Raw genomic sequence first — 19,778 nt, 5'->3', positions numbered from 1 at the left:
TTAACGTGTTGTTTTTCCGTGATTTAATGCGGATATATCAACGTTAATGTGCAGCTTATGCAACTTTAAAGAGAATCAACAAGAGGATTCACCATGTCTGTAATTAAGATGACCGATCTGGATCTAGCTGGCAAACGCGTGCTGATCCGTGCGGACCTCAATGTTCCGGTAAAAGATGGCAAAGTGACTTCTGATGCGCGTATCCGTGCATCTCTGCCGACAATTGAAGCGGCACTGAAGCAAGGCGCTAAAGTAATGGTTACCTCTCACCTGGGTCGTCCGACCGAAGGCGAGTACAATGAAGAGTTCTCCTTGCTGCCAGTCGTTAACTACCTGAAAGACAAGTTGTCTGCTCCGGTACGTTTGGCGAAAGATTATCTGGACGGCGTTGAAATTGCAGCTGGCGAGTTGGTTGTTCTGGAAAACGTTCGCTTTAACAAAGGCGAGAAAAAAGACGACGAAACTCTGTCCAAAAAATATGCCGCACTGTGTGATGTGTATGTGATGGATGCTTTTGGTACCGCTCACCGTGCACAAGCTTCTACTCACGGTGTAGGTAAATTTGCACCTATCGCGTGTGCTGGCCCGCTGTTGTCAGCAGAGTTGGAAGCCTTGGGTAAAGCACTGGGTAACCCAGCGCGTCCAATGGTTGCTATCGTCGGCGGTTCAAAAGTTTCAACCAAACTGACCGTGCTGGGTGCGCTGTCTAAAATTGCCGACCAATTGATTGTTGGCGGCGGTATCGCGAATACCTTCGTGGCAGCTCAAGGTCACAATGTCGGTAAATCTCTGTACGAAGCAGATCTGATTCCAGAAGCTAAACGCCTGCTGGAAACCTGCGATATCCCAGTTCCTACTGATGTTCGTGTTGCCACTGAATTCTCTGAAACTGCGGCTGCAACACTGAAGCCAGCAGATCAGATCAAAGATGATGAGCAAATTCTGGATCTGGGCGACGTATCAGCTGAACGTCTGGCAGAGATCTTGAAAAACGCCAAAACCATTCTGTGGAATGGCCCGGTTGGTGTGTTCGAATTCCCTAACTTCCGTAAAGGGACCGAAATCGTGGCTCGCGCCATCGCAGAGAGCGAAGCATTCTCAATCGCGGGCGGCGGTGACACTCTGGCAGCCATCGATCTGTTCGGTATTGCTGACCAAATCTCTTATATCTCCACTGGCGGCGGTGCTTTCCTTGAGTTCGTAGAAGGGAAAAAACTGCCAGCGGTTGTGATGTTGGAAGAGCGCGCTAAGCAGTAATTTAGATAACGGGAGGCGAGAGCCGCCCGTTTCGCTTTTAGCTAATGAAGCTTGCGGGCTTTGGGCTGGCGAAAACCGATTTACATTTAGGGCCTATCCTCCCGGATAGCTGCTATCTTCAGTCGACGAAACAGGACAACGTACATGTCTAAAATTTTTGATTTCGTAAAACCAGGTGTCATCACAGGTGATGACGTTCAGAAAGTGTTCGCAATAGCAAAAGAAAACAACTTTGCTCTGCCAGCAGTAAACTGTGTCGGCACCGACTCTATCAACGCAGTGCTGGAAACAGCAGCCAAAGTGCGTGCGCCGGTTATCGTTCAGTTCTCTAACGGTGGTGCAGCATTTATCGCAGGTAAAGGCGTGAAGACTGACGTGCCACAAGGTGCTGCAATCTTGGGCGCTATCTCTGGTGCGCACCATGTGCATCAGATGGCTGAACACTACGGTGTTCCGGTTATTCTGCATACCGACCATTGTGCTAAGAAGTTGTTGCCATGGTTAGACGGTTTGTTGGATGCAGGCGAGAAACACTTCGCGGCAACGGGCAAACCACTGTTCTCTTCTCACATGATTGACCTGTCTGAAGAGTCCCTGGAAGAAAACATCGAAATCTGTAGCAAGTACCTGACTCGTATGTCAAAACTGGGTATGACGCTGGAAATCGAACTGGGTTGCACCGGTGGTGAAGAAGATGGCGTGGACAACAGCCATATGGATGCATCTTCTCTGTACACTCAGCCAGAAGACGTTGATTACGCTTACGAAAAACTGAACGCAATCAGCCCACGTTTCACCATCGCAGCTTCTTTTGGTAACGTGCACGGTGTTTACAAACCAGGTAACGTGAAACTGACCCCAACTATTCTGCGTGATTCTCAGAATTATGTTTCTAAGAAACACAATCTGCCGCACAACAGCCTGGACTTCGTGTTCCACGGCGGTTCAGGTTCTACTGCAGCTGAAATTAAAGAAGCAGTAAGCTACGGCGTAGTGAAAATGAATATCGACACCGATACCCAATGGGCAACATGGGAAGGTATTCTGGATTACTACAAAAAGAATGAAGGCTATCTGCAAGGCCAACTGGGTAACCCAGAAGGTGCTGATAAACCTAACAAAAAATACTACGATCCGCGCGTATGGCTGCGCTCAGCGCAGGTTTCAATGATTGCCCGTCTGGAACTGGCATTCAAAGAACTGAACGCAATCGACGTATTATAATTCAGTCTCATTCTGACTGTTTTAAAAGGCCCTTAGGGGCCTTTTTTCGTTGTTGGCGAGTATCACTTTAGCTGTTGCTGATTCTATAGTCTGTATTGTTGGCTTAACGGGACTGTCAAAATTGGCAACATTCTCCATTGTTGGTTACCCTAAACAAGCTGTCTGCTATGTCAGCTAGCATTTTGAGGTGATTTTTTTGCGTAATCTCTCCCGCAGGGAGCTTTTTGTAGGATGGTTTAAATGGAAGAGTTAAACGTAGTTGATGGTATCAATGAAGCGAGCACTTGGTTGGTGAATAATCAGGAATTACTGATTCAATACGCGGTCAATATTGTCGCGGCGTTACTGACTCTAATTATCGGTTCGATTATTGCCAAAGTGGTTTCCGGCATGCTCAGCCGGGTCATGAAGTTACGGGGTATTGATCTCACCGTAGCAGATTTTCTGGCGGCAATGGCGCGCTACAGTATTCTGGCTTTTACTATCGTCGCGGTGTTGGGCCGCCTTGGAGTACAAACAGCCTCGGTGATTGCGGTTATTGGTGCTGCCGGTTTAGCGATCGGTTTGGCGCTGCAAGGCTCACTGTCCAACTTTGCCGCTGGCGTGTTACTGGTGGCCTTCCGACCATTTAAAGCGGGTGAATATGTCGATCTGGGTGGCATAGCCGGTACCGTGGTGCAGGTGCAGATTTTCTCAACCACATTGCGCACCGTCGACGACAAAATTATTGTTGTGCCAAATGGTAAAATTATCGCCAACAACATCATCAACACCAGCCGTGAACCCAATCGCCGTACTGATATGGTTATTGGCGTGGCCTATGATGCTGATATTGATGTGGTGAAGAAAGTGCTGGGTGACATCATTGCAGCCGACCCCCGCATTATGCATGACAAAGGGGTTACCGTGCGTTTGAATGAGATGGCGGCTTCGTCATTAAACTTTACCGTGCGCGTCTGGACCACCAACGGCGATGCCATGGAGGTTTATTGGGATCTGATGGAGAACTTCAAACGCGCGCTGGATGCCCACAAAATTGGCATTCCTTACCCGCAGATGGATGTGCATTTGCATCAGGTGGATAAAGCAGAATCTGCTCCAACAGCATAAAATCTGATAGCAATAAACTCAGTCAAAACGGGCTATTATTAGTCCGTTTTTCTTCCGTTTTTCTTCCGTTTTTCTCACTCGCGAGTTTCTGTTTATACCCTAAATAATTCAAATTGCAGGAAAGCAGCTAACACACATGCAGCTTGAAGTATGACAGATATATTCATTATTAGTTTTACTTATAGTAGATAAGAAATATCAATTTCCTCTGATGATTATCTCCCCGTAATATGCTGCTAATTCTTCAACAATTCTCTCAGTTTGTTTTGAGTATTATTTAAAGGTAACAGTATGTTAGCTGTCTATTTGCAAGGCTTTGCCCTGAGTGCGGCCATGATCCTTCCCCTTGGGCCACAAAATGCCTTTGTGATGAATCAGGGCATTAAGCGGCAGCACCATTTGATGAGTGCCGCGTTGTGCGCCTTCAGTGACATCATATTGATTTGTGCAGGTATTTTTGGTGGCAGTGCTCTGCTGAATAGTTCTCCATTGTTACTGGCTCTGGTGACTTGGGGTGGCGTGGCATTTCTGTTGTGGTATGGCTGGGGGGCATTAACGGCTGCATGGCGTGGCGATAGCTCGTCATCAACTGTTGCTGCAGGTGCGCAAGGGCGCTGGCGCATTCTGGTTACGCTATTGGCGGTAACCTGGCTTAACCCGCATGTTTATCTGGATACTTTTGTGGTGCTGGGAAGCTTAGGGGGCCAGTTATTACCGGATGTTCGGCCGTGGTTTGCTTTTGGTGCCGTAAGCGCCTCTGTAGTTTGGTTTTTTGCTCTGGCGTTGCTGGCTGCGTGGTTATCACCGTGGCTCAACCGTCCAACTTCACAGCGAGTCATCAATCTGCTGGTGGGGAGCGTGATGTGGTTTATTGCTTTTCAGTTAGCGCGGCAGGGATTAAGCCTGTGAATTTTTATCATTAATCCGAATCCCTAATTGAGTTAGATATGCTACGGTTGTCTTAGTTTTATTATGATTATCTTAGGAGGCTCCGTGAAGTTGAAGACATTGGCTTTGGCCGCAATGATGGGTTTAGGGACGTTACCTTTGGCGCTGCAAGTTCAGGCGGCGGAGCTACCAGAAGGGCCGCATGTTGTCACCTCGGGCACTGCCAGTGTTGATGCGGCTCCGGATATTGCCACCATTACCATCGAAGTGAGTGTCTCTGCCAAAGATGCCGCCGATGCTAAGAAACAGGCAGATACCCGAGTCGCACAATATTTTGATTTCCTGCGTAAGAGTGGCATTGAGAAAAAAGATATCAATGCGGCTAATATCCGGACTCAAGCTGAATATGATTATCAGAAGACCGGTGAAGCGGTATTGAAAGGCTACCGTGCGGTACGCCAGGTTCAAGTGACACTGCGCCAGTTGGATAAGTTGAATGAGTTACTGGATGGCGCACTCAAATCGGGTCTTAATGAAATTCACTCCGTCGAGCTGGGTGTTGCCAACCCGGACACTTATCGTGAACAGGTTCGTCAAAAAGCCATCGAGAATGCCATTAGTCAGGCTGGCGCTTTGGCTGACGGATTTAAGGTTAAATTAGGGCCGGTATACAGCATTCGTTACCGTGCTGCTAACTACCAGCCTATGCCGGTAGCGCGTATGTTCAAGAGTGCTGACGCCGCACCAGCCAATGGTGCAGCCCAAACTTATGAGCAACAAACCATCCATTTTGATGATCAAGTTGATGTCGTGTTTGAGCTGAAAACCAGCACCAACACGCCCGCAGCTGCCGCCAAATAAGCTAATCTTGCCGTAATACCTGATGCCCGTGAGATAACAGGGCATCAGTTACCTTTCTCATTGTCCGGCTTTCTGGTGCAAATCGATGCCAGTACAGCATCCGTCGTTGCAATAACCCCGGGGTTAGATCAATTAATTCACCGGATGCCAACTCTTTTTCGATTTGCAAATGCGGGATCATACAGCAGGTAGTACCTTGCCTTGCTAACTGTACAAAGGCTTCCGACGAGTTAACGATATGGCACGGCACACTGCCGGGTGACAAATCGAAATTCTGCTGTAAAAATGCCTGATGCATATCATCCAAATGGTCAAAGGCCACGGCGGGGGCTTTCAGCAATGCCGAGCGGGTCACGCCATTGGGAAAGTAGCGGTCGGCAAAGGGTTTTGACGCCACAAACAGATAATCCAGTGCGCCGAGCTGATCAACCAGACAGCTTGGCAACGGTTGAGGCTGGATACTGACCGCGCCCACCACCTCGCCACGGCGTAACCGCTCTTGAGTGCGGGTTTCATCTTCGACTTGTAAATTCAGCCGAATAGGAGAGTCCGCCAACACCGGTTTTAGCGCCGGTAGCAGCCAGGTTGCCAGACTGTCGGCATTAACCGCCAATGACAGCAATAGCGGGGTATCGCCGCCGTTATCATTGCCGAGCCACTCTTCTTCCAGCAGTTCAACCTGATGCAGTAAGGCAAGCAATTTCTGCCCTTGTTCAGTTGGACGCGGGGGCACAGTGCGCACCAATAGCGGCTGACCGAACAGGTTTTCCAACTGCTTAATGCGTTGAGATACCGCCGATTGGGTGATGCAGAGTTTTTGTGCCGCGCGTTCAAAACCGCGTTCACGGATCACCGCGTCCAGCGCTTGTAGCGTACGGTAGTCTGGGCGTTTCATCGGAGTCATCTCTCCAAATATTTAAGTTAATACCGCACTATGCCACATTTTGTTCATTTTTCTATGTTGGAATACCGGATGGCTCGCCATAAATAAACCGACGTAACTGTGATCTAGCTAGAATTACCGCCTATATGAGCCGGCTTTATTGCGATGTTTTATCATATATATGCTCTATAATGACGTCAGGTTTTCTTTCACATCAAGGCGTGAACTTACCATGACTCAGGATGAACTTAAAAAAGCAGTGGGCTGGGCAGCATTAGATTATGTCAAACCCGGCACTATCGTTGGGGTCGGCACCGGCTCTACGGCGGCACATTTTATTGATGCTCTTGCCTCCATCAAAGGCCAGATTGAAGGAGCGGTTTCCAGCTCTGATGCCTCTACCGCCAAGCTGAAAAGCTATGGCATTCAGGTGTTTGATTGCAATGAAGTCGATGTGCTGGATATTTATGTTGATGGCGCTGATGAAATTAACAGCCAAATGCAGATGATTAAAGGCGGTGGCGCAGCACTGACCCGCGAGAAAATCATTGCGGCCATTTCCCGTAAATTCATCTGTATTGCAGATGCTTCCAAGCAGGTTGATGTTTTGGGTAAGTTCCCACTGCCGGTCGAAGTTATCCCGATGGCGCGTTCTTATGTCGCCCGCGAGCTGGTGAAATTGGGCGGGTTACCTGAATATCGCCAAAATGTTCTGACGGATAATGGCAATGTTATTTTGGATGTGCACAACCTGACTATATTGGATGCCATTGCGCTCGAAAATAAAATTAATGGCATCGCCGGTGTTGTCACCGTGGGGTTATTTGCCAACCGAGGTGCTGATGTGGCGCTGATTGGTACTGCCGATGGTGTTAAGACGGTCGTGCTCAAGTAGTTGAATGAATATTATTTAGGGTGAGGTTTTTGGCTTCACCCTGATAAATTGTGCCTTTAAATATCTTTTCTTAAAATCATTAAATTTGGTGATATATATCACATTTAATCATTTCATTTTCTTAACCTGCCATTAACTCACTCCCTGCCAGTTTTTTATTCCATAAATTAACATTTGCACTGCTTGTTATGCTGACGGGTGGGCAATCGTTTGTATTGCCGCCCGCGAAATATTTGTTATGTTGACTGGGTGCTGACCGGATTCATTCGATATCGTCAGCCACATCTGAAGTCTGAAAATAGGGTCGGGGACATGGCAAAAGTATCACTGGAGAAAGACAGAATTAAGTTTCTGTTAGTGGAAGGGGTGCACCAGAGCACGGTTGATAATCTGCGTGCAGCCGGTTATAGCAATATTGAATATCATAAAGGTGCCTTAGACACCGAATCACTGAAAGAATCTATTCGTGATGCTCACTTCGTTGGGATTCGATCGCGTACACATCTGTCCGAAGAAGTCTTTGCTGCAGCAGAAAAGTTGGTTGCAGTAGGTTGTTTCTGTATCGGTACTAATCAGGTTGATTTAAAAGCGGCGACTAAACGTGGTGTGCCGGTATTCAATGCGCCTTTCTCCAATACCCGTTCGGTCGCTGAAATGGTACTGGGCGAGTTACTGCTAATGTTCCGCGGTATTCCATCTGCTAACGCCAAAGCGCACCGTGGCGAGTGGAATAAGCTGGCTGTTGGCTCCTATGAAGCCCGTGGCAAAAAGCTGGGGATTATCGGCTATGGTCATATCGGGACTCAGCTCGGTATTCTGGCTGAAAGTGTCGGGATGAAAGTGTTCTTCTACGATATTGAAAATAAACTGTCTTTGGGGAATGCGCAGCAGGTTCGCCACCTGTCTGATTTGCTGAATATGAGTGATGTGATTAGCTTGCATGTGCCAGAAAATCACTCGACTAAAAATATGATTGGCCCTGAGCAGTTGGCTCTGATGAAACCGGGCGCGATGCTGATTAATGCTTCTCGTGGGACTGTCGTTGATATCCCGGCACTCTGTGATGCATTGGCCAGTAATCATCTGGCAGGGGCGGCAATCGACGTTTTCCCTGAAGAGCCAGCAACCAATAAAGACCCGTTCAATTCACCATTGTGCGAGTTTGATAATGTGTTATTGACTCCGCATATTGGTGGTTCCACTCAGGAAGCACAGGAAAATATTGGTGATGAAGTAGCCGGTAAACTGGCGAAGTATTCCGATAACGGCTCAACGCTGTCTGCGGTTAACTTCCCAGAGGTTTCTCTGCCAGCCCATGGTGATAACACTCGCCGTCTGCTGCATATTCATGAGAACCGCCCTGGTATTCTGACCAGCATTAACAAAATTTTTGCTGAGCAGAACGTCAACATTGCGGCGCAGTATTTGCAAACCAGCGCTGATATCGGTTATGTCGTTATTGATGTTGAAACGGATAATGCAGAGAATGCAGAGAATGCATTGCAGGCTATGAAGGCGATTCCAGGGACTATCCGTTCGCGTTTGCTTTACTAGTCAATGTGGTACTGATATGACTAAACACCCGCTATGTATAATATCGGGTGTTTTTTTATGTTGAACGCCCTGGCTCACCAGCGCCATATTTTGGTCGGTGTCACAATCTCTGGCAACGGCACATCCCAATGTTCATTCGGCAAATGCTCGACTCGCTGGCAATCATGAGCCAGACCAATAGGATAGGGGCCACCTTGCTGCCAGTTTTGCAGTGTTCTGTCATAGAAGCCACCACCCATACCTAAACGCTGCCCGTGGCTATCAAATGCCACCAGCGGGGTTATCACCACGTCTAATTGGTTTAAGGGCAGCACATCGCGTACATCTAATTGGGGTTCCAAGATTTTCAAACGATTACGAATGAGCTGGCTATCAGGGTGATAGTGGAGAAACAGTAAATGACCGGGGCTGAAAGGATGAAGAACTGGGAGATAAACTTGTTTTTTCTGCTGCCACAATAGTTCGATAACTGGGGCGGTATCTAACTCGCCATCAAAAGACAGAAATAGGGCAATAGTATGGGCTTGTTGGATTTTGTCGTGGGAAGCGATTTGTTGAGCGGCGAGATTGGCGGATTGCTGCTGTTGTTCGGGAGTCAAAAGACGCCGACGTTCACGAATTTCACTGCGGATTTTTTTTCGCTCAATGGCATGCAGTTGATTTGAAAGCATATTATTGACTTAAAAAACATACGATTGAGGTAAATGAATAGAAAGTTGTCTGTATCAAAATGAACGTGATAACCGAAATGCGTGTTACACGATAAGAAAGGGATCTCCGAGATGCCGCCGCAGGCTGTAACCCTTGAACCCATGGTTCAAGGTGAACGCAGCGTCGCAACCTTAAGGCTTCTCGGCGAACCGAGCATGCGCACCAGTTACGGAGTCGCTACATTCTGTTGGTATTAATTATCGGCTCAGGGGACGGGCCCGCTGGCAAACATCTCAGAGAAATTCTTTACTCACTGCTGAATCTATCATTCAACAGAGATTTATTCAAACTGTGCATCCTGACGTTCAGAGATGCGACCCTGTTCAAGCAACGCTTGTTCAATGGTCTGTTGTAACATCCGAATACGTTGCTCCATATTGGATGCATAGTCACGGGTTTTCAACCTTTCCTGAGCTAATTCGTGACATACGTTCAACGCCGCGATGAAAACTAACTGCTCAGTATTGGTGACTCTAGTGCGAACTTTCAGATCTTGCAACCGTTGGTTAAGATCTTCTGCTGCCATGTTCAACGCATCTTGTTGTTCTGGCGGGCAGTTCACTCTTAACGATCGACCAAAAATTTGAATATCTACCGGTTGTGCAGACATGCGACCTTCCTGACTAATTTCGCGCCAGCCCTGAAAACCAGAGGCAAAATGCTCGTAGCGGCAAAGCGGGCGTCACTATATATACCTCGATACCAAGATTCAACCCCTTTTGGGTGTTGCGTTTTCTGGTATAGCGACCTTTCTTGGTGGTAGCATAACACGAACTTATCCTGCCAACGATGACCAATACGCATGTCTATAGAGAATACATTACCGACTTACCAATCACTTGCCCTGGCATTGAACCAGCAAGCAGTGGCATTAACCCCTGCTGAAATGCATGGCCTGATCAGCGGCATGCTGTGTGGGGGCAGTAAAAACGAGGGTTGGCGTGCACTGGTGCATGACCTGACCAATGAGGGTGTCGCCTTTTCGCAAGCCCTTGCTTTACCGTTACAACAGTTACATCAAGCAACACAAGAAGCGCTGGAAAATGAAGGTTTTATGTTCCAGTTGCTGATCCCCGAAGGTGAAGAAATCACTGTTTTTGACCGTGCTGATGCATTATCAGGCTGGGTAAACCATTTCCTGTTAGGTCTTGGGATGCTGCAACCGAAGTTGGCGCAAGTGAAAGATGAAGTGGGCGAAGCCATTGATGATTTGCGTAATATCGCTCAGTTAGGATATGACGACGATGAAGATCAGGAAGAACTGGCTCAATCATTGGAAGAAGTCATTGAGTATGTCCGTGTCGCGGCTATCTTGTGTCATATTGAATTTACGCAAGAAAAACCGACGGCCCCGGAAGTACGCAAACCGACCTTACACTAAGCTGGCCTGTGTCGTGTGTTGAATGATGGAAACCGGATATTTCAGGAGGGTGTAATGACTCAGCAAGAATACCAGAACCGCCGTCAGGCGCTGTTGGCGAAGATGGCCTCAGGCAGTGCTGCCATTATTTTTTCCGCACCAGAGGCCACGCGCAGTGCGGATTCTGAATATCCTTATCGGCAGAATAGTGATTTTAGCTATCTGACTGGCTTTAATGAGCCGGAAGCGGTGCTGATTCTGGTGAAAAGCGATGAAACTCACAACCACAGCGTGCTGTTTAACCGAGTGCGAGATTTAACTGCTGAAATCTGGTTTGGCCGCCGTTTAGGGCAAGAGGCCGCGCCCGAGAAGTTGGGTATCGATCGCGCATTACCTTTCGATGAAATCGACGAGCATCTCTATTTACTGCTTAATCGCCTTGATGTGATTTATCACGCGCAAGGGCAATATGATTATGCGGATAAAATTGTATTCGCCGCGCTGGAAAAATTGCGTAACGGTTTTCGTAAAAACTTGCGCGCACCCGCGACCTTAACTGACTGGCGGCCATGGTTGCATGAAATGCGCCTGTTTAAGTCAGAAGAAGAGCTCGCTGTGATGCGCCGTGCCGGTGAAATTAGCGCTTTGGCCCATACCCGCGCGATGGAAAAATGCCGCCCAGGGATGTTTGAATACCAATTGGAGGGGGAGATTCTGCATGAATTTACTCGCCATGGTGCGCGTTATCCGGCATATAACACGATTGTCGGCGGCGGTGAAAATGGCTGCATTTTGCATTACACCGAAAATGAGTGCGAACTGCGAGATGGCGATTTAGTGCTGATTGACGCCGGTTGCGAATATCAGGGCTATGCCGGTGATATCACCCGAACTTTCCCGGTAAACGGTAAATTTACCCCAGCCCAGCGGGAGATTTATGACATCGTGCTGGCCTCCATCAACAAATCTTTAGAATTGTACCGGCCAGGAACCAGTATCCGTGAAGTCACGGGGAAGGTGGTGCGGATTATGATTACCGGTTTGGTGAATTTGGGCATCCTCAAAGGGGATGTCGAGCAACTGATTATTGAACAAGCGCACCGTCCCTTCTTTATGCACGGCTTGAGCCACTGGCTGGGGTTGGATGTGCATGATGTCGGCGATTACAGCAACAGTGACCGCGAGCGCCCTCTTGAGCCGGGTATGGTGCTGACCATCGAGCCGGGCTTGTATATCGCGCCAGATGCCGATGTTCCGCCACAATATCGCGGTATTGGTATTCGGATTGAAGATGATATCGTGATTACTGCGGATGGTAATGAAAATCTGACCGCCAGTGTGGTAAAAGATCCCGATGACATTGAAGCCCTGATGGCGGCAGCGAGATAACTGATGAGTGTGATAATTGTTGGTGGCGGTATGGCTGGCGCGACACTGGCGCTGGCTATTTCATCCCTCACTAAAGGGGCGGTACCGGTGGCGCTGATTGAAGCGCATCTTCCTGACAGCCGCCAACATCCAGGTTTTGATGCCAGAGCCATTGCATTGGCGCAGGGAACCTGTCAGCAATTGGATAGCATTGGCCTCTGGTCAGCATTGGCAGACTGTGCCACCGCCATTGAACATGTTCACGTCAGTGATAGTGGACATTCCGGCTTTGTGAATCTTCGGGCGCAAGATTATCGTGTTCCGGCTCTGGGTCAGGTCATTGAGCTGTTTGATGCCGGTAATCGGCTATTCGCCTTGTTACAGAAAGCGCCGGGTGTGACCTTACATTGCCCGGCAAAAGTGGTTGATGTGGTGCGCACGACAGAATCTGCCACGGTGACATTGGATAATGGCCAACAACTTAGCGCTAAATTATTGGTGGCGGCGGATGGCTCCCATTCCGCACTGGCTCAAGCTTGTAACATTCAGTGGCAGCAGCAGGATTACCAACAAATCGCGGTGATCGCCAATGTCACGACCTCCGAACTGCCCAATGGGCGTGCTTTTGAGCGCTTTACCCGCAATGGGCCATTGGCGCTACTGCCAATGTCTCAAGGGCGCAGTTCATTAGTTTGGTGCCATGCCAAACAAGATAGACAGCAGGTGGATAGCTGGGATGACACCCGTTTTCTGGCCGAGCTACAGCAGGCTTTCGGTTGGCGGCTAGGGAAAATGCTGCATGCCGGCAAGCGCCACAGTTACCCCCTGCAATTGCTCACCGCCTCGCGCCATGTCAGTCATCGGCTGGCATTAGTCGGCAATGCAGCTCAAACCTTGCATCCGATTGCCGGTCAGGGCTTTAATTTAGGGCTGCGCGATGTGATGTCACTGGCGGAAACTGTTGCACAAGCCGCCCTTGCAGGAAGAGATCCCGGCGATTATGCGGTACTCAGTCAATACCAACAGCGGCGGCAACATGATCAACAGGCAACCATCGGCGTCACCGATGGATTAATCCGCCTGTTTGCCAACCGCTATGGGCCGTTGGTGGTGGGGCGTAATCTGGCTTTAATGTCGATGGAACAGATACCTGCAATCCGTGATACTTTCGCCCGGCGGACATTGGGATGGGTTGAGCGCTAAAAATCCATAGGGTAAATAAAGTTCATATTTTCATGGGATATATCTCGGTATGCAATCATATGACGTAGTAATCGCCGGTGGTGGAATGGTCGGCTTGGCACTGGCCTGTGGTTTACAAGGCAGTGGCCTGCGCATTGCCGTTCTGGAACACCAACCCGCGCCCGAGCCGCTACCTGCGCCGGTGACCGGTGAGTTGGCGCTTCGGGTTTCGGCGATCAATGCGGCCAGTGAGCGATTACTGCAAAAAATTGGTGTGTGGGAAAACATCTTAGCGCTGCGCGCCAGCCCTTATAGCGGCATGGAAGTGTGGGACCAGGACAGTTTTGGGAAAATTGCTTTCCACGCCGATGAATATGGTTTTAGCCATCTCGGGCATATCATTGAAAACCAAGTGATTCAGCAGGCGCTATGGCAGCGAGCCAGCCAATTGGTTGATGTGACTTTGCTGGCGCCCGCCAGTATCAAACAGGTGGCTTGGGGCGAAAGTGAAGCATTTATCACTCTGACGGATGACCGGATGCTCAGCGCCCGGTTGGTGATTGGGGCTGATGGTGCGAACTCTTGGTTACGCCAACATGCTGATATCCCACTGACATTTTGGGATTATGCCCATCACGCGCTGGTGGCCACTATCCGCACTGAAGAAGCGCATCTGGCCACGGCACGGCAGGTATTTCACGGCGACGGCATTCTGGCATTCCTGCCATTTAGTGACCCACACCTTAGCTCGATTGTCTGGTCATTACCCCCGGAACGCGCTGCCGAATTAGCCACACTGCCCGCGGAGCAGTTTAATCGCGAGCTGGGAATGGCATTTGATATGCGGCTGGGGCAATGTCAGCTTGAAAGTGAGCGCCAAACTTTCCCACTAATGGGGCGTTATGCACGCAGTTTCGCGGCACACCGACTGGCTCTGGTTGGCGACGCCGCCCATACCGTGCATCCGTTGGCCGGGCAGGGCGTGAATCTGGGCTTTATGGATGCCGCCGAACTGGTGTCTGAACTCCGGCGCTTGCAGCGTCAGGGTAAAGATATCGGCCAGCATCTTTATCTGCGCCGCTATGAACGCCGCCGTAAGCACAGCGCCGCAATGATGCTTGCCAGCATGCAGGGTTTCCGCTCACTGTTTGCGGGTGATAACCCGGCTAAAAAACTGTTACGCGATATTGGTTTGACATTGGCGGATAATTTGCCGGGGGTAAAACCGCAGCTAGTGCGCCAGGCGATGGGGTTAAATGATTTGCCCGATTGGCTGGATGAATAAATAATCCTCTATCCCGCTAAATCCGCCTCAGTTGAAATAATCTAATTCCAACCTGCTTTTCGCATTAGTTTTTCTCACACACAACCAAAACCTGATAAGTTGATTCTGACAGGGTTTTGGTTGTTTCGTTATATAACATCGCAATTTTTACGTTTTAATTGTTAATTATGTGCCTCCGTGCGCAGTTTTACAGTGGAAAACTCTGCACAATACCCCTGCCTTTTGTTGTTTTAATCTGTGCTATTGCCTATTTTACCTTATGGTTACCTGATGAATTCGGTGATAACGTTGGGCAAAAGGTATCGTTTGCGTAGACCCGTCATACTTCACGTTGCAGGTGTGTTGGCTGCTTTCGTTCACCCCAGTCACTTACTTGAGTAAGCTCCTGGGGATTCGCTTAATTGCCGCCTTCCTGCAACCCGAACTATCTAGGGTATAGGCCTGTTTATGGTGAGTTAGAGTCTCTAACACTCATTGCATGAAACTGTTTGAGGGAGAGTAGATGTCTAAGCAGACCCCGCTGTATGACCAACACGTGGCGTGCGGTGCGCGCATGGTAGATTTTCATGGTTGGATGATGCCATTGCATTATGGCTCTCAAATTGATGAGCATCATATCGTGCGCCAAGATGCCGGTATGTTTGATGTCTCGCACATGACAATTGTCGATCTGCACGGTGCCCAAACCCGTGAATTCTTGCGTTATCTGTTAGCCAATGATGTTGCCAAACTGACCCAACCGGGCAAAGCCCTGTACACCGCGATGCTGAATGCTTCCGGCGGTGTTATCGATGATTTAATTGTCTACTTCCTGCGCGAAGACTATTTCCGTTTAGTGGTGAACTCCTCCACCCGAGAGAAAGATCTGGAATGGATCATTCAGCACGCTGAGCCTTATCAGGTGGGCGTGACGGTGCGTGACGATTTAGCACTGGTGGCGGTGCAAGGCCCGACAGCGCAACAGAAAGTGGCGACCTTACTGACTCCTGAGCAGCAACAAGCGATTACAGGAATGAAACCATTCTTTGGTATTCAAGCTGGTGATTTGTTTATCGCCACCACCGGTTATACCGGCGAAGCAGGCTATGAAATCGCGCTACCGAAAGAACAGGTGGTTGAATTTTGGCAACAATTGCTAGCCGCTGGCGTGAAGCCCGCCGGCCTTGGTGCACGTGATACTTTGCGCCTGGAAGCGGGGATGAATCTCTACGGCCAGGAAATGGACGAAAGCATTTCGCCACTCGCCGCCAATATGGGGTGGACAGTGGCCTGGTTGCCAGAAGACCGCCAGTTTATTGGCCGCGAAGCCCTGGAAAAACAGCGTGCGAACGGCACTGAGCAACTGGTCGGCTTGATCATGACTGAAAAAGGCGTATTGCGTAATGAGTTACCGGTGCATTTTTCTGATGCTTTAGGTAACCAGCATGTTGGTGTGATAACCAGCGGGTCATTCTCGCCGACACTGGGCTTCAGTATTGCTCTGGCTCGTGTCCCTGCGGGGATAGGTGAAAGTGCGGTGGTGCAAATTCGTAACCGTGAAATGCCGGTACGCGTCACAAAACCGGGTTTTGTGCGGGCGGGTAAGCCGGTCGCGCTGTAATTATTTAGAGTATTCCGCATTCTACGAGCCACACTTTTTGGCTCTACCCTTTTTAAGGAGCAGCAATGAGCAATGTACCAGCAGATTTAAAATATGCGTCATCCCATGAGTGGGTTCGTGCCGATGGCGATGGTGTGTATAGCGTCGGGATCACTGAGCATGCGCAAGAGTTACTGGGCGACATGGTGTTTGTTGATTTGCCGGAAGTGGGCAGTGAAGTTTCTGCGGGCAGCGACTGCGCTGTTGCCGAGTCAGTTAAAGCCGCTTCTGACATTTATGCCCCAATCAGTGGTGAAATCATCGCCGTGAATACTGAGCTGGAAAGCTCCCCAGAATTGGTGAATAGCGCGCCTTATACTGATGGCTGGCTGTTCAGCATCAAAGCTTCTGATGAGGGTGAGTTGGCGAATTTGTTAGATGCCGAGGCTTATCTGGCGACCATTGAAGAATAAATGAAAAAAGCCTGAGGTGAGTGAAGTGCAATGAGCTAAGGGTTGACCACGTCTACGGGTGCTCCGGTGGCTTACGCCACTACGACCCGAACGACGTGCTTTCCCTTAGTTCGGCTTTGTGAGTATTTCTAAAACCTCTCCAAGGCGCGGTTAATTTCAAATATCTCCCGTCCCATGCCCTATTCAGGAATGTGTAGCAAATGACTCAGAATCTCAGCCAGCTTGAACATAACGATGCTTTTATTCAGCGCCATATCGGCTCCTCAGCTGAACAACAACAGCAAATGTTGGCCGCTGTTGGTGCCAGCTCGTTAAGCAGTTTGATCCAGCAGATTGTTCCGGCAGATATCCAATTGCCAAGCCCACCACCAGTGGGCGATGCCGCGACCGAACATCAGGCGCTGGCGGAACTTAAAGGGATTGCCAGCCAGAATCAGCGTTATAAATCCTATATTGGCATGGGCTACAGCCCGGTTCTGACCCCGCCAGTTATCTTGCGTAATATGCTGGAAAACCCCGGCTGGTACACCGCCTATACTCCTTATCAGCCAGAAGTTTCACAGGGCCGCCTTGAAGCATTGCTGAATTTCCAGCAATTGACTCAGGATTTGACCGGTCTGGATCTGGCTTCTGCTTCTTTGCTGGATGAAGCCACCGCAGCCGCAGAATCTATGGCGTTGGCAAAACGTGCCAGTAAGCTCAAAGACGCAAATCGTTTCTTTGTCGCCGATGATGTCCACCCGCAGACCCTTGATGTGGTGCGAACTCGTGCTGAAACCTTTGGGTTTGAAGTGATTGTTGACCGCGCAGAAAAAGTGCTGGAGCTAGAGGGCGTATTCGGGGTGCTGCTGCAACAAGTCGGTACCACTGGCGAGCTGCATGACTACTCAGCGCTGCTGTCTGAGCTGAAAAAACGCAAAATCATTACCAGTGTTGCCGCTGATATTATGGCGTTGGTTCTGCTGACCGCACCGGGTAAACAAGGCGCTGACGTGGTATTTGGCTCGGCTCAGCGCTTTGGTGTGCCGATGGGTTACGGTGGCCCGCATGCTGCTTTCTTTGCTTGTCGCGATGAGTTTAAACGCTCAATGCCGGGCCGGATTATTGGCGTATCGCGCGATGCTGCCGGTAATACCGCGCTGCGTATGGCGATGCAAACCCGTGAGCAACATATCCGCCGCGAAAAAGCTAACTCCAATATCTGTACTTCTCAGGTGTTACTGGCCAATATCGCCAGTTTGTACGCGGTTTATCATGGCCCACAAGGCTTGCAGCGTATTGCTGGCCGCATTCACCGCATGACCGATATTCTGGCTGCGGGCTTGCAACAAGCCGGTCTGACTCTGCGTTTCCAGCATTGGTTCGACACATTAACGATTGAAGTCAAAGATAAAGCCACTGTACTGGCCCGTGCATTGAGCTTCGGTATCAATCTGCGCACTGATATTCACGGCGCTGTGGGCATCACGCTGGATGAAACCACTTCTCGCGAAGATATTCAAACCTTGTTCACCTTGTTAGTCGGTGATAATCATGGTTTGGATATTGATCAACTTGATGCCCAAATCAGTCATAATAGCCAGTCAATTCAATCGACTATGTTGCGCCAAGATCCTATTTTGACTCATCCGGTATTTAACCGTTATCACAGCGAAACTGAAATGATGCGCTATATGCATCGTTTAGAGCGCAAAGATTTGGCACTGAATCAGGCGATGATCCCGCTGGGATCTTGCACCATGAAGTTGAATGCCGCAGCCGAGATGATCCCGATCACCTGGCCGGAATTCGCTGAATTGCACCCATTCTGCCCGCCTGAGCAAGCTGCCGGTTATCAGCAAATGATTGGCCAATTGTCACAATGGCTGGTGCAATTGACCGGCTATGATGCAGTTTGCATGCAGCCAAACTCGGGTGCGCAGGGCGAATATGCGGGTCTGTTGGCTATCCGCCGCTATCACGAAAGCCGCAATCAGGCGAGCCGCCATATCTGTTTAATCCCAAGCTCTGCTCACGGCACGAACCCGGCATCGGCACAAATGGCCGGGATGTCCGTGGTGGTGGTGGCCTGTGATAAGCAAGGCAATATTGATTTGCACGATTTGCGCCAAAAAGCGGGCGAAGCGGGCGATGAACTCTCTTGTATTATGGTGACTTACCCGTCGACTCACGGTGTATATGAAGAAACCATCCGCGAAGTTTGTCAGATTGTTCATCAATTTGGTGGCCAGGTTTATCTTGATGGCGCGAACATGAATGCGCAGGTTGGGATTACTACACCGGGCTATATTGGCGCGGATGTTTCCCACTTAAACTTGCATAAAACTTTCTGTATTCCACACGGCGGTGGCGGCCCAGGTATGGGGCCAATTGGTGTTAAAGCGCACTTAGCGCCGTTTGTTCCCGGCCACAGTGTGGTGCAAATTGACGGCATGACCACCCAACAAGGTGCGGTTTCGGCGGCACCCTTTGGCAGTGCATCAATTTTACCTATCAGTTGGATGTACATCCGCATGATGGGGGCCGATGGGCTGAAGCAAGCCAGTCAGGTGGCGATTCTGAATGCCAACTACATTGCAACTCGTCTGAAAGAAGCTTATCCGGTGCTGTATACCGGTCACGATGGCCGGGTGGCGCATGAATGTATTCTGGATATTCGCCCGCTGAAAGAAGCGACGGGAATCAGCGAGATGGATATCGCCAAGCGCTTGATTGACTTCGGTTTCCATGCGCCCACCATGTCCTTCCCGGTGGCGGGCACACTGATGGTGGAGCCGACAGAATCTGAAAGTAAAGTCGAGTTAGACCGCTTTATTGATGCCATGCTGGCTATCCGCGCGGAAATCGAGAAAGTTGCCCGCGGTGAATGGCCACTGGAAGACAACCCGTTAGTGAATGCGCCGCATACTCAGGGCGAGCTGGTAGGTGACTGGCAGCATCCTTACAGCCGAGAGCTGGCGGTGTTCCCGGTCGCGGGTGTGATGGAGAATAAATATTGGCCGACCGTAAAACGTCTGGATGATGTGTACGGCGACCGTAATTTGTTCTGCTCGTGTGTGCCGATTTCCGACTATGAGTAATACGCGTTGTAAATGAAAAAGGGTCGCGCAAGCGGCCCTTTTGTTTTATTGGTATTTACCTGGCTAAT

At 49.6% G+C, this 19,778-nt stretch carries 17 protein-coding genes and 1 other RNA gene; 14 read left to right on the top strand and 4 right to left on the bottom strand.

Annotated elements, in window-relative coordinates:
• Positions 1 to 93: 93 nt before the first annotated feature.
• The 5 genes from pgk (at position 94) to OP863_RS15845 (ending at position 5,340) form a co-directional block, all read left to right on the top strand.
• The gene (pgk, locus tag OP863_RS15865) at positions 94 to 1,257 is read left to right on the top strand and encodes a phosphoglycerate kinase (protein ID WP_032815224.1); all 1,164 of its coding nucleotides are present in this window, start codon (positions 94 to 96) and stop codon (positions 1,255 to 1,257) included.
• 144 nt (positions 1,258 to 1,401) lie between these two features.
• Positions 1,402 to 2,481, top strand: a complete 1,080-nt coding sequence (gene fbaA / locus OP863_RS15860) for a class II fructose-bisphosphate aldolase (protein WP_038631031.1) — start codon at positions 1,402 to 1,404, stop codon at positions 2,479 to 2,481.
• A gap of 240 nt (positions 2,482 to 2,721) precedes the next feature.
• Positions 2,722 to 3,591, top strand: coding sequence for a small-conductance mechanosensitive channel MscS (mscS, locus tag OP863_RS15855; RefSeq protein ID WP_038631035.1), 870 nt, complete (start codon positions 2,722 to 2,724; stop codon positions 3,589 to 3,591).
• A gap of 291 nt (positions 3,592 to 3,882) precedes the next feature.
• A complete protein-coding gene (gene argO / locus OP863_RS15850) occupies positions 3,883 to 4,500 on the top strand; it encodes an arginine exporter ArgO (protein ID WP_265525529.1) in 618 nt (205 codons plus the stop codon).
• Between the two features lie 84 nt (positions 4,501 to 4,584).
• Positions 4,585 to 5,340, top strand: coding sequence for an oxidative stress defense protein (locus OP863_RS15845; protein WP_038631039.1), 756 nt, complete (start codon positions 4,585 to 4,587; stop codon positions 5,338 to 5,340).
• 1 nt (position 5,341) lies between these two features.
• On the opposite strand, the gene OP863_RS15840 is transcribed toward OP863_RS15845, so the two are convergent.
• On the bottom strand, positions 5,342 to 6,235 hold the full coding sequence (locus OP863_RS15840; RefSeq protein WP_038631041.1) for a LysR family transcriptional regulator ArgP: 894 nt from the start codon (positions 6,233 to 6,235) through the stop codon (positions 5,342 to 5,344).
• Between the two features lie 220 nt (positions 6,236 to 6,455).
• Between OP863_RS15840 and rpiA the strand changes: the two genes are divergently transcribed.
• Together rpiA and serA are read left to right on the top strand one after the other, a co-directional pair.
• Positions 6,456 to 7,118, top strand: coding sequence for a ribose-5-phosphate isomerase RpiA (gene rpiA / locus OP863_RS15835; protein WP_038631043.1), 663 nt, complete (start codon positions 6,456 to 6,458; stop codon positions 7,116 to 7,118).
• A 312-nt stretch (positions 7,119 to 7,430) separates the two neighbouring features.
• On the top strand, positions 7,431 to 8,672 hold the full coding sequence (serA, locus tag OP863_RS15830; protein WP_265525528.1) for a phosphoglycerate dehydrogenase: 1,242 nt from the start codon (positions 7,431 to 7,433) through the stop codon (positions 8,670 to 8,672).
• A 74-nt stretch (positions 8,673 to 8,746) separates the two neighbouring features.
• On the opposite strand, the gene OP863_RS15825 is transcribed toward serA, so the two are convergent.
• The 3 genes from OP863_RS15825 to zapA all read right to left on the bottom strand — a co-directional run bounded on the left by OP863_RS15825 (position 8,747) and on the right by zapA (position 9,993).
• Positions 8,747 to 9,343 carry a 5-formyltetrahydrofolate cyclo-ligase gene (locus tag OP863_RS15825; RefSeq protein ID WP_120011455.1) on the bottom strand — a complete coding sequence of 199 codons (597 nt, stop codon included), beginning with the start codon at positions 9,341 to 9,343 and terminating at the stop codon, positions 8,747 to 8,749.
• Between the two features lie 99 nt (positions 9,344 to 9,442).
• Positions 9,443 to 9,626, bottom strand: a non-coding RNA gene (gene ssrS, locus OP863_RS15820) — 6S RNA.
• 37 nt (positions 9,627 to 9,663) lie between these two features.
• The gene (zapA, locus tag OP863_RS15815) at positions 9,664 to 9,993 is read right to left on the bottom strand and encodes a cell division protein ZapA (protein WP_004706812.1); all 330 of its coding nucleotides are present in this window, start codon (positions 9,991 to 9,993) and stop codon (positions 9,664 to 9,666) included.
• Between the two features lie 192 nt (positions 9,994 to 10,185).
• Here zapA and OP863_RS15810 point away from each other — a divergent pair, with 192 nt between their 5' ends.
• The 7 genes from OP863_RS15810 (at position 10,186) to gcvP (ending at position 19,710) form a co-directional block, all read left to right on the top strand.
• The gene (locus tag OP863_RS15810; RefSeq protein WP_145589615.1) at positions 10,186 to 10,764 is read left to right on the top strand and encodes a YecA family protein; all 579 of its coding nucleotides are present in this window, start codon (positions 10,186 to 10,188) and stop codon (positions 10,762 to 10,764) included.
• 54 nt (positions 10,765 to 10,818) lie between these two features.
• Positions 10,819 to 12,132 (top strand): Xaa-Pro aminopeptidase, encoded by a 1,314-nt coding sequence (gene pepP, locus OP863_RS15805; protein ID WP_145591721.1) that lies wholly within the window; start codon positions 10,819 to 10,821, stop codon positions 12,130 to 12,132.
• A gap of 3 nt (positions 12,133 to 12,135) precedes the next feature.
• Entirely contained in the window at positions 12,136 to 13,314 is a 1,179-nt protein-coding gene (gene ubiH, locus OP863_RS15800; RefSeq protein WP_265525527.1) for a 2-octaprenyl-6-methoxyphenyl hydroxylase, read from the top strand.
• Between the two features lie 49 nt (positions 13,315 to 13,363).
• Positions 13,364 to 14,578, top strand: a complete 1,215-nt coding sequence (gene ubiI / locus OP863_RS15795; protein WP_145589612.1) for an FAD-dependent 2-octaprenylphenol hydroxylase — start codon at positions 13,364 to 13,366, stop codon at positions 14,576 to 14,578.
• A gap of 502 nt (positions 14,579 to 15,080) precedes the next feature.
• The gene (gene gcvT, locus OP863_RS15790; RefSeq protein WP_145589611.1) at positions 15,081 to 16,178 is read left to right on the top strand and encodes a glycine cleavage system aminomethyltransferase GcvT; all 1,098 of its coding nucleotides are present in this window, start codon (positions 15,081 to 15,083) and stop codon (positions 16,176 to 16,178) included.
• Positions 16,179 to 16,243: 65 nt separating this feature from the next.
• Positions 16,244 to 16,630, top strand: a complete 387-nt coding sequence (gene gcvH / locus OP863_RS15785) for a glycine cleavage system protein GcvH (RefSeq protein ID WP_038631060.1) — start codon at positions 16,244 to 16,246, stop codon at positions 16,628 to 16,630.
• 200 nt (positions 16,631 to 16,830) lie between these two features.
• Positions 16,831 to 19,710, top strand: a complete 2,880-nt coding sequence (gene gcvP, locus OP863_RS15780; RefSeq protein WP_145589610.1) for an aminomethyl-transferring glycine dehydrogenase — start codon at positions 16,831 to 16,833, stop codon at positions 19,708 to 19,710.
• The last annotated feature ends 68 nt before the right edge of the window (positions 19,711 to 19,778 follow it).

It is taken from the genome of Yersinia sp. SCPM-O-B-9106 (C-191) (assembly GCF_026183365.1).
Taxonomy (GTDB): domain Bacteria; phylum Pseudomonadota; class Gammaproteobacteria; order Enterobacterales; family Enterobacteriaceae; genus Yersinia; species Yersinia rochesterensis.
The sequence above is the reverse complement of the archived record's forward strand: the minus strand, read 5'-3'. Positions and strand labels throughout refer to the sequence as shown.

Excerpts from the sequence above, each read along its gene's own strand:
- pgk (WP_032815224.1), top strand. The coding sequence starts at position 94 with ATGTCTGTAATTAAGATGACCGATCTGGATCTAGCTGGCAAACGCGTG.
- fbaA (WP_038631031.1), top strand. The coding sequence starts at position 1,402 with ATGTCTAAAATTTTTGATTTCGTAAAACCAGGTGTCATCACAGGTGAT.
- mscS (WP_038631035.1), top strand. The coding sequence starts at position 2,722 with ATGGAAGAGTTAAACGTAGTTGATGGTATCAATGAAGCGAGCACTTGG.
- argO (WP_265525529.1), top strand. The coding sequence starts at position 3,883 with ATGTTAGCTGTCTATTTGCAAGGCTTTGCCCTGAGTGCGGCCATGATC.
- OP863_RS15840 (WP_038631041.1), bottom strand. The coding sequence starts at position 6,235 with ATGAAACGCCCAGACTACCGTACGCTACAAGCGCTGGACGCGGTGATC.
- rpiA (WP_038631043.1), top strand. The coding sequence starts at position 6,456 with ATGACTCAGGATGAACTTAAAAAAGCAGTGGGCTGGGCAGCATTAGAT.
- serA (WP_265525528.1), top strand. The coding sequence starts at position 7,431 with ATGGCAAAAGTATCACTGGAGAAAGACAGAATTAAGTTTCTGTTAGTG.
- OP863_RS15825 (WP_120011455.1), bottom strand. The coding sequence starts at position 9,343 with ATGCTTTCAAATCAACTGCATGCCATTGAGCGAAAAAAAATCCGCAGT.
- zapA (WP_004706812.1), bottom strand. The coding sequence starts at position 9,993 with ATGTCTGCACAACCGGTAGATATTCAAATTTTTGGTCGATCGTTAAGA.
- OP863_RS15810 (WP_145589615.1), top strand. The coding sequence starts at position 10,186 with ATGTCTATAGAGAATACATTACCGACTTACCAATCACTTGCCCTGGCA.
- pepP (WP_145591721.1), top strand. The coding sequence starts at position 10,819 with ATGACTCAGCAAGAATACCAGAACCGCCGTCAGGCGCTGTTGGCGAAG.
- ubiH (WP_265525527.1), top strand. The coding sequence starts at position 12,136 with ATGAGTGTGATAATTGTTGGTGGCGGTATGGCTGGCGCGACACTGGCG.
- ubiI (WP_145589612.1), top strand. The coding sequence starts at position 13,364 with ATGCAATCATATGACGTAGTAATCGCCGGTGGTGGAATGGTCGGCTTG.
- gcvT (WP_145589611.1), top strand. The coding sequence starts at position 15,081 with ATGTCTAAGCAGACCCCGCTGTATGACCAACACGTGGCGTGCGGTGCG.
- gcvH (WP_038631060.1), top strand. The coding sequence starts at position 16,244 with ATGAGCAATGTACCAGCAGATTTAAAATATGCGTCATCCCATGAGTGG.
- gcvP (WP_145589610.1), top strand. The coding sequence starts at position 16,831 with ATGACTCAGAATCTCAGCCAGCTTGAACATAACGATGCTTTTATTCAG.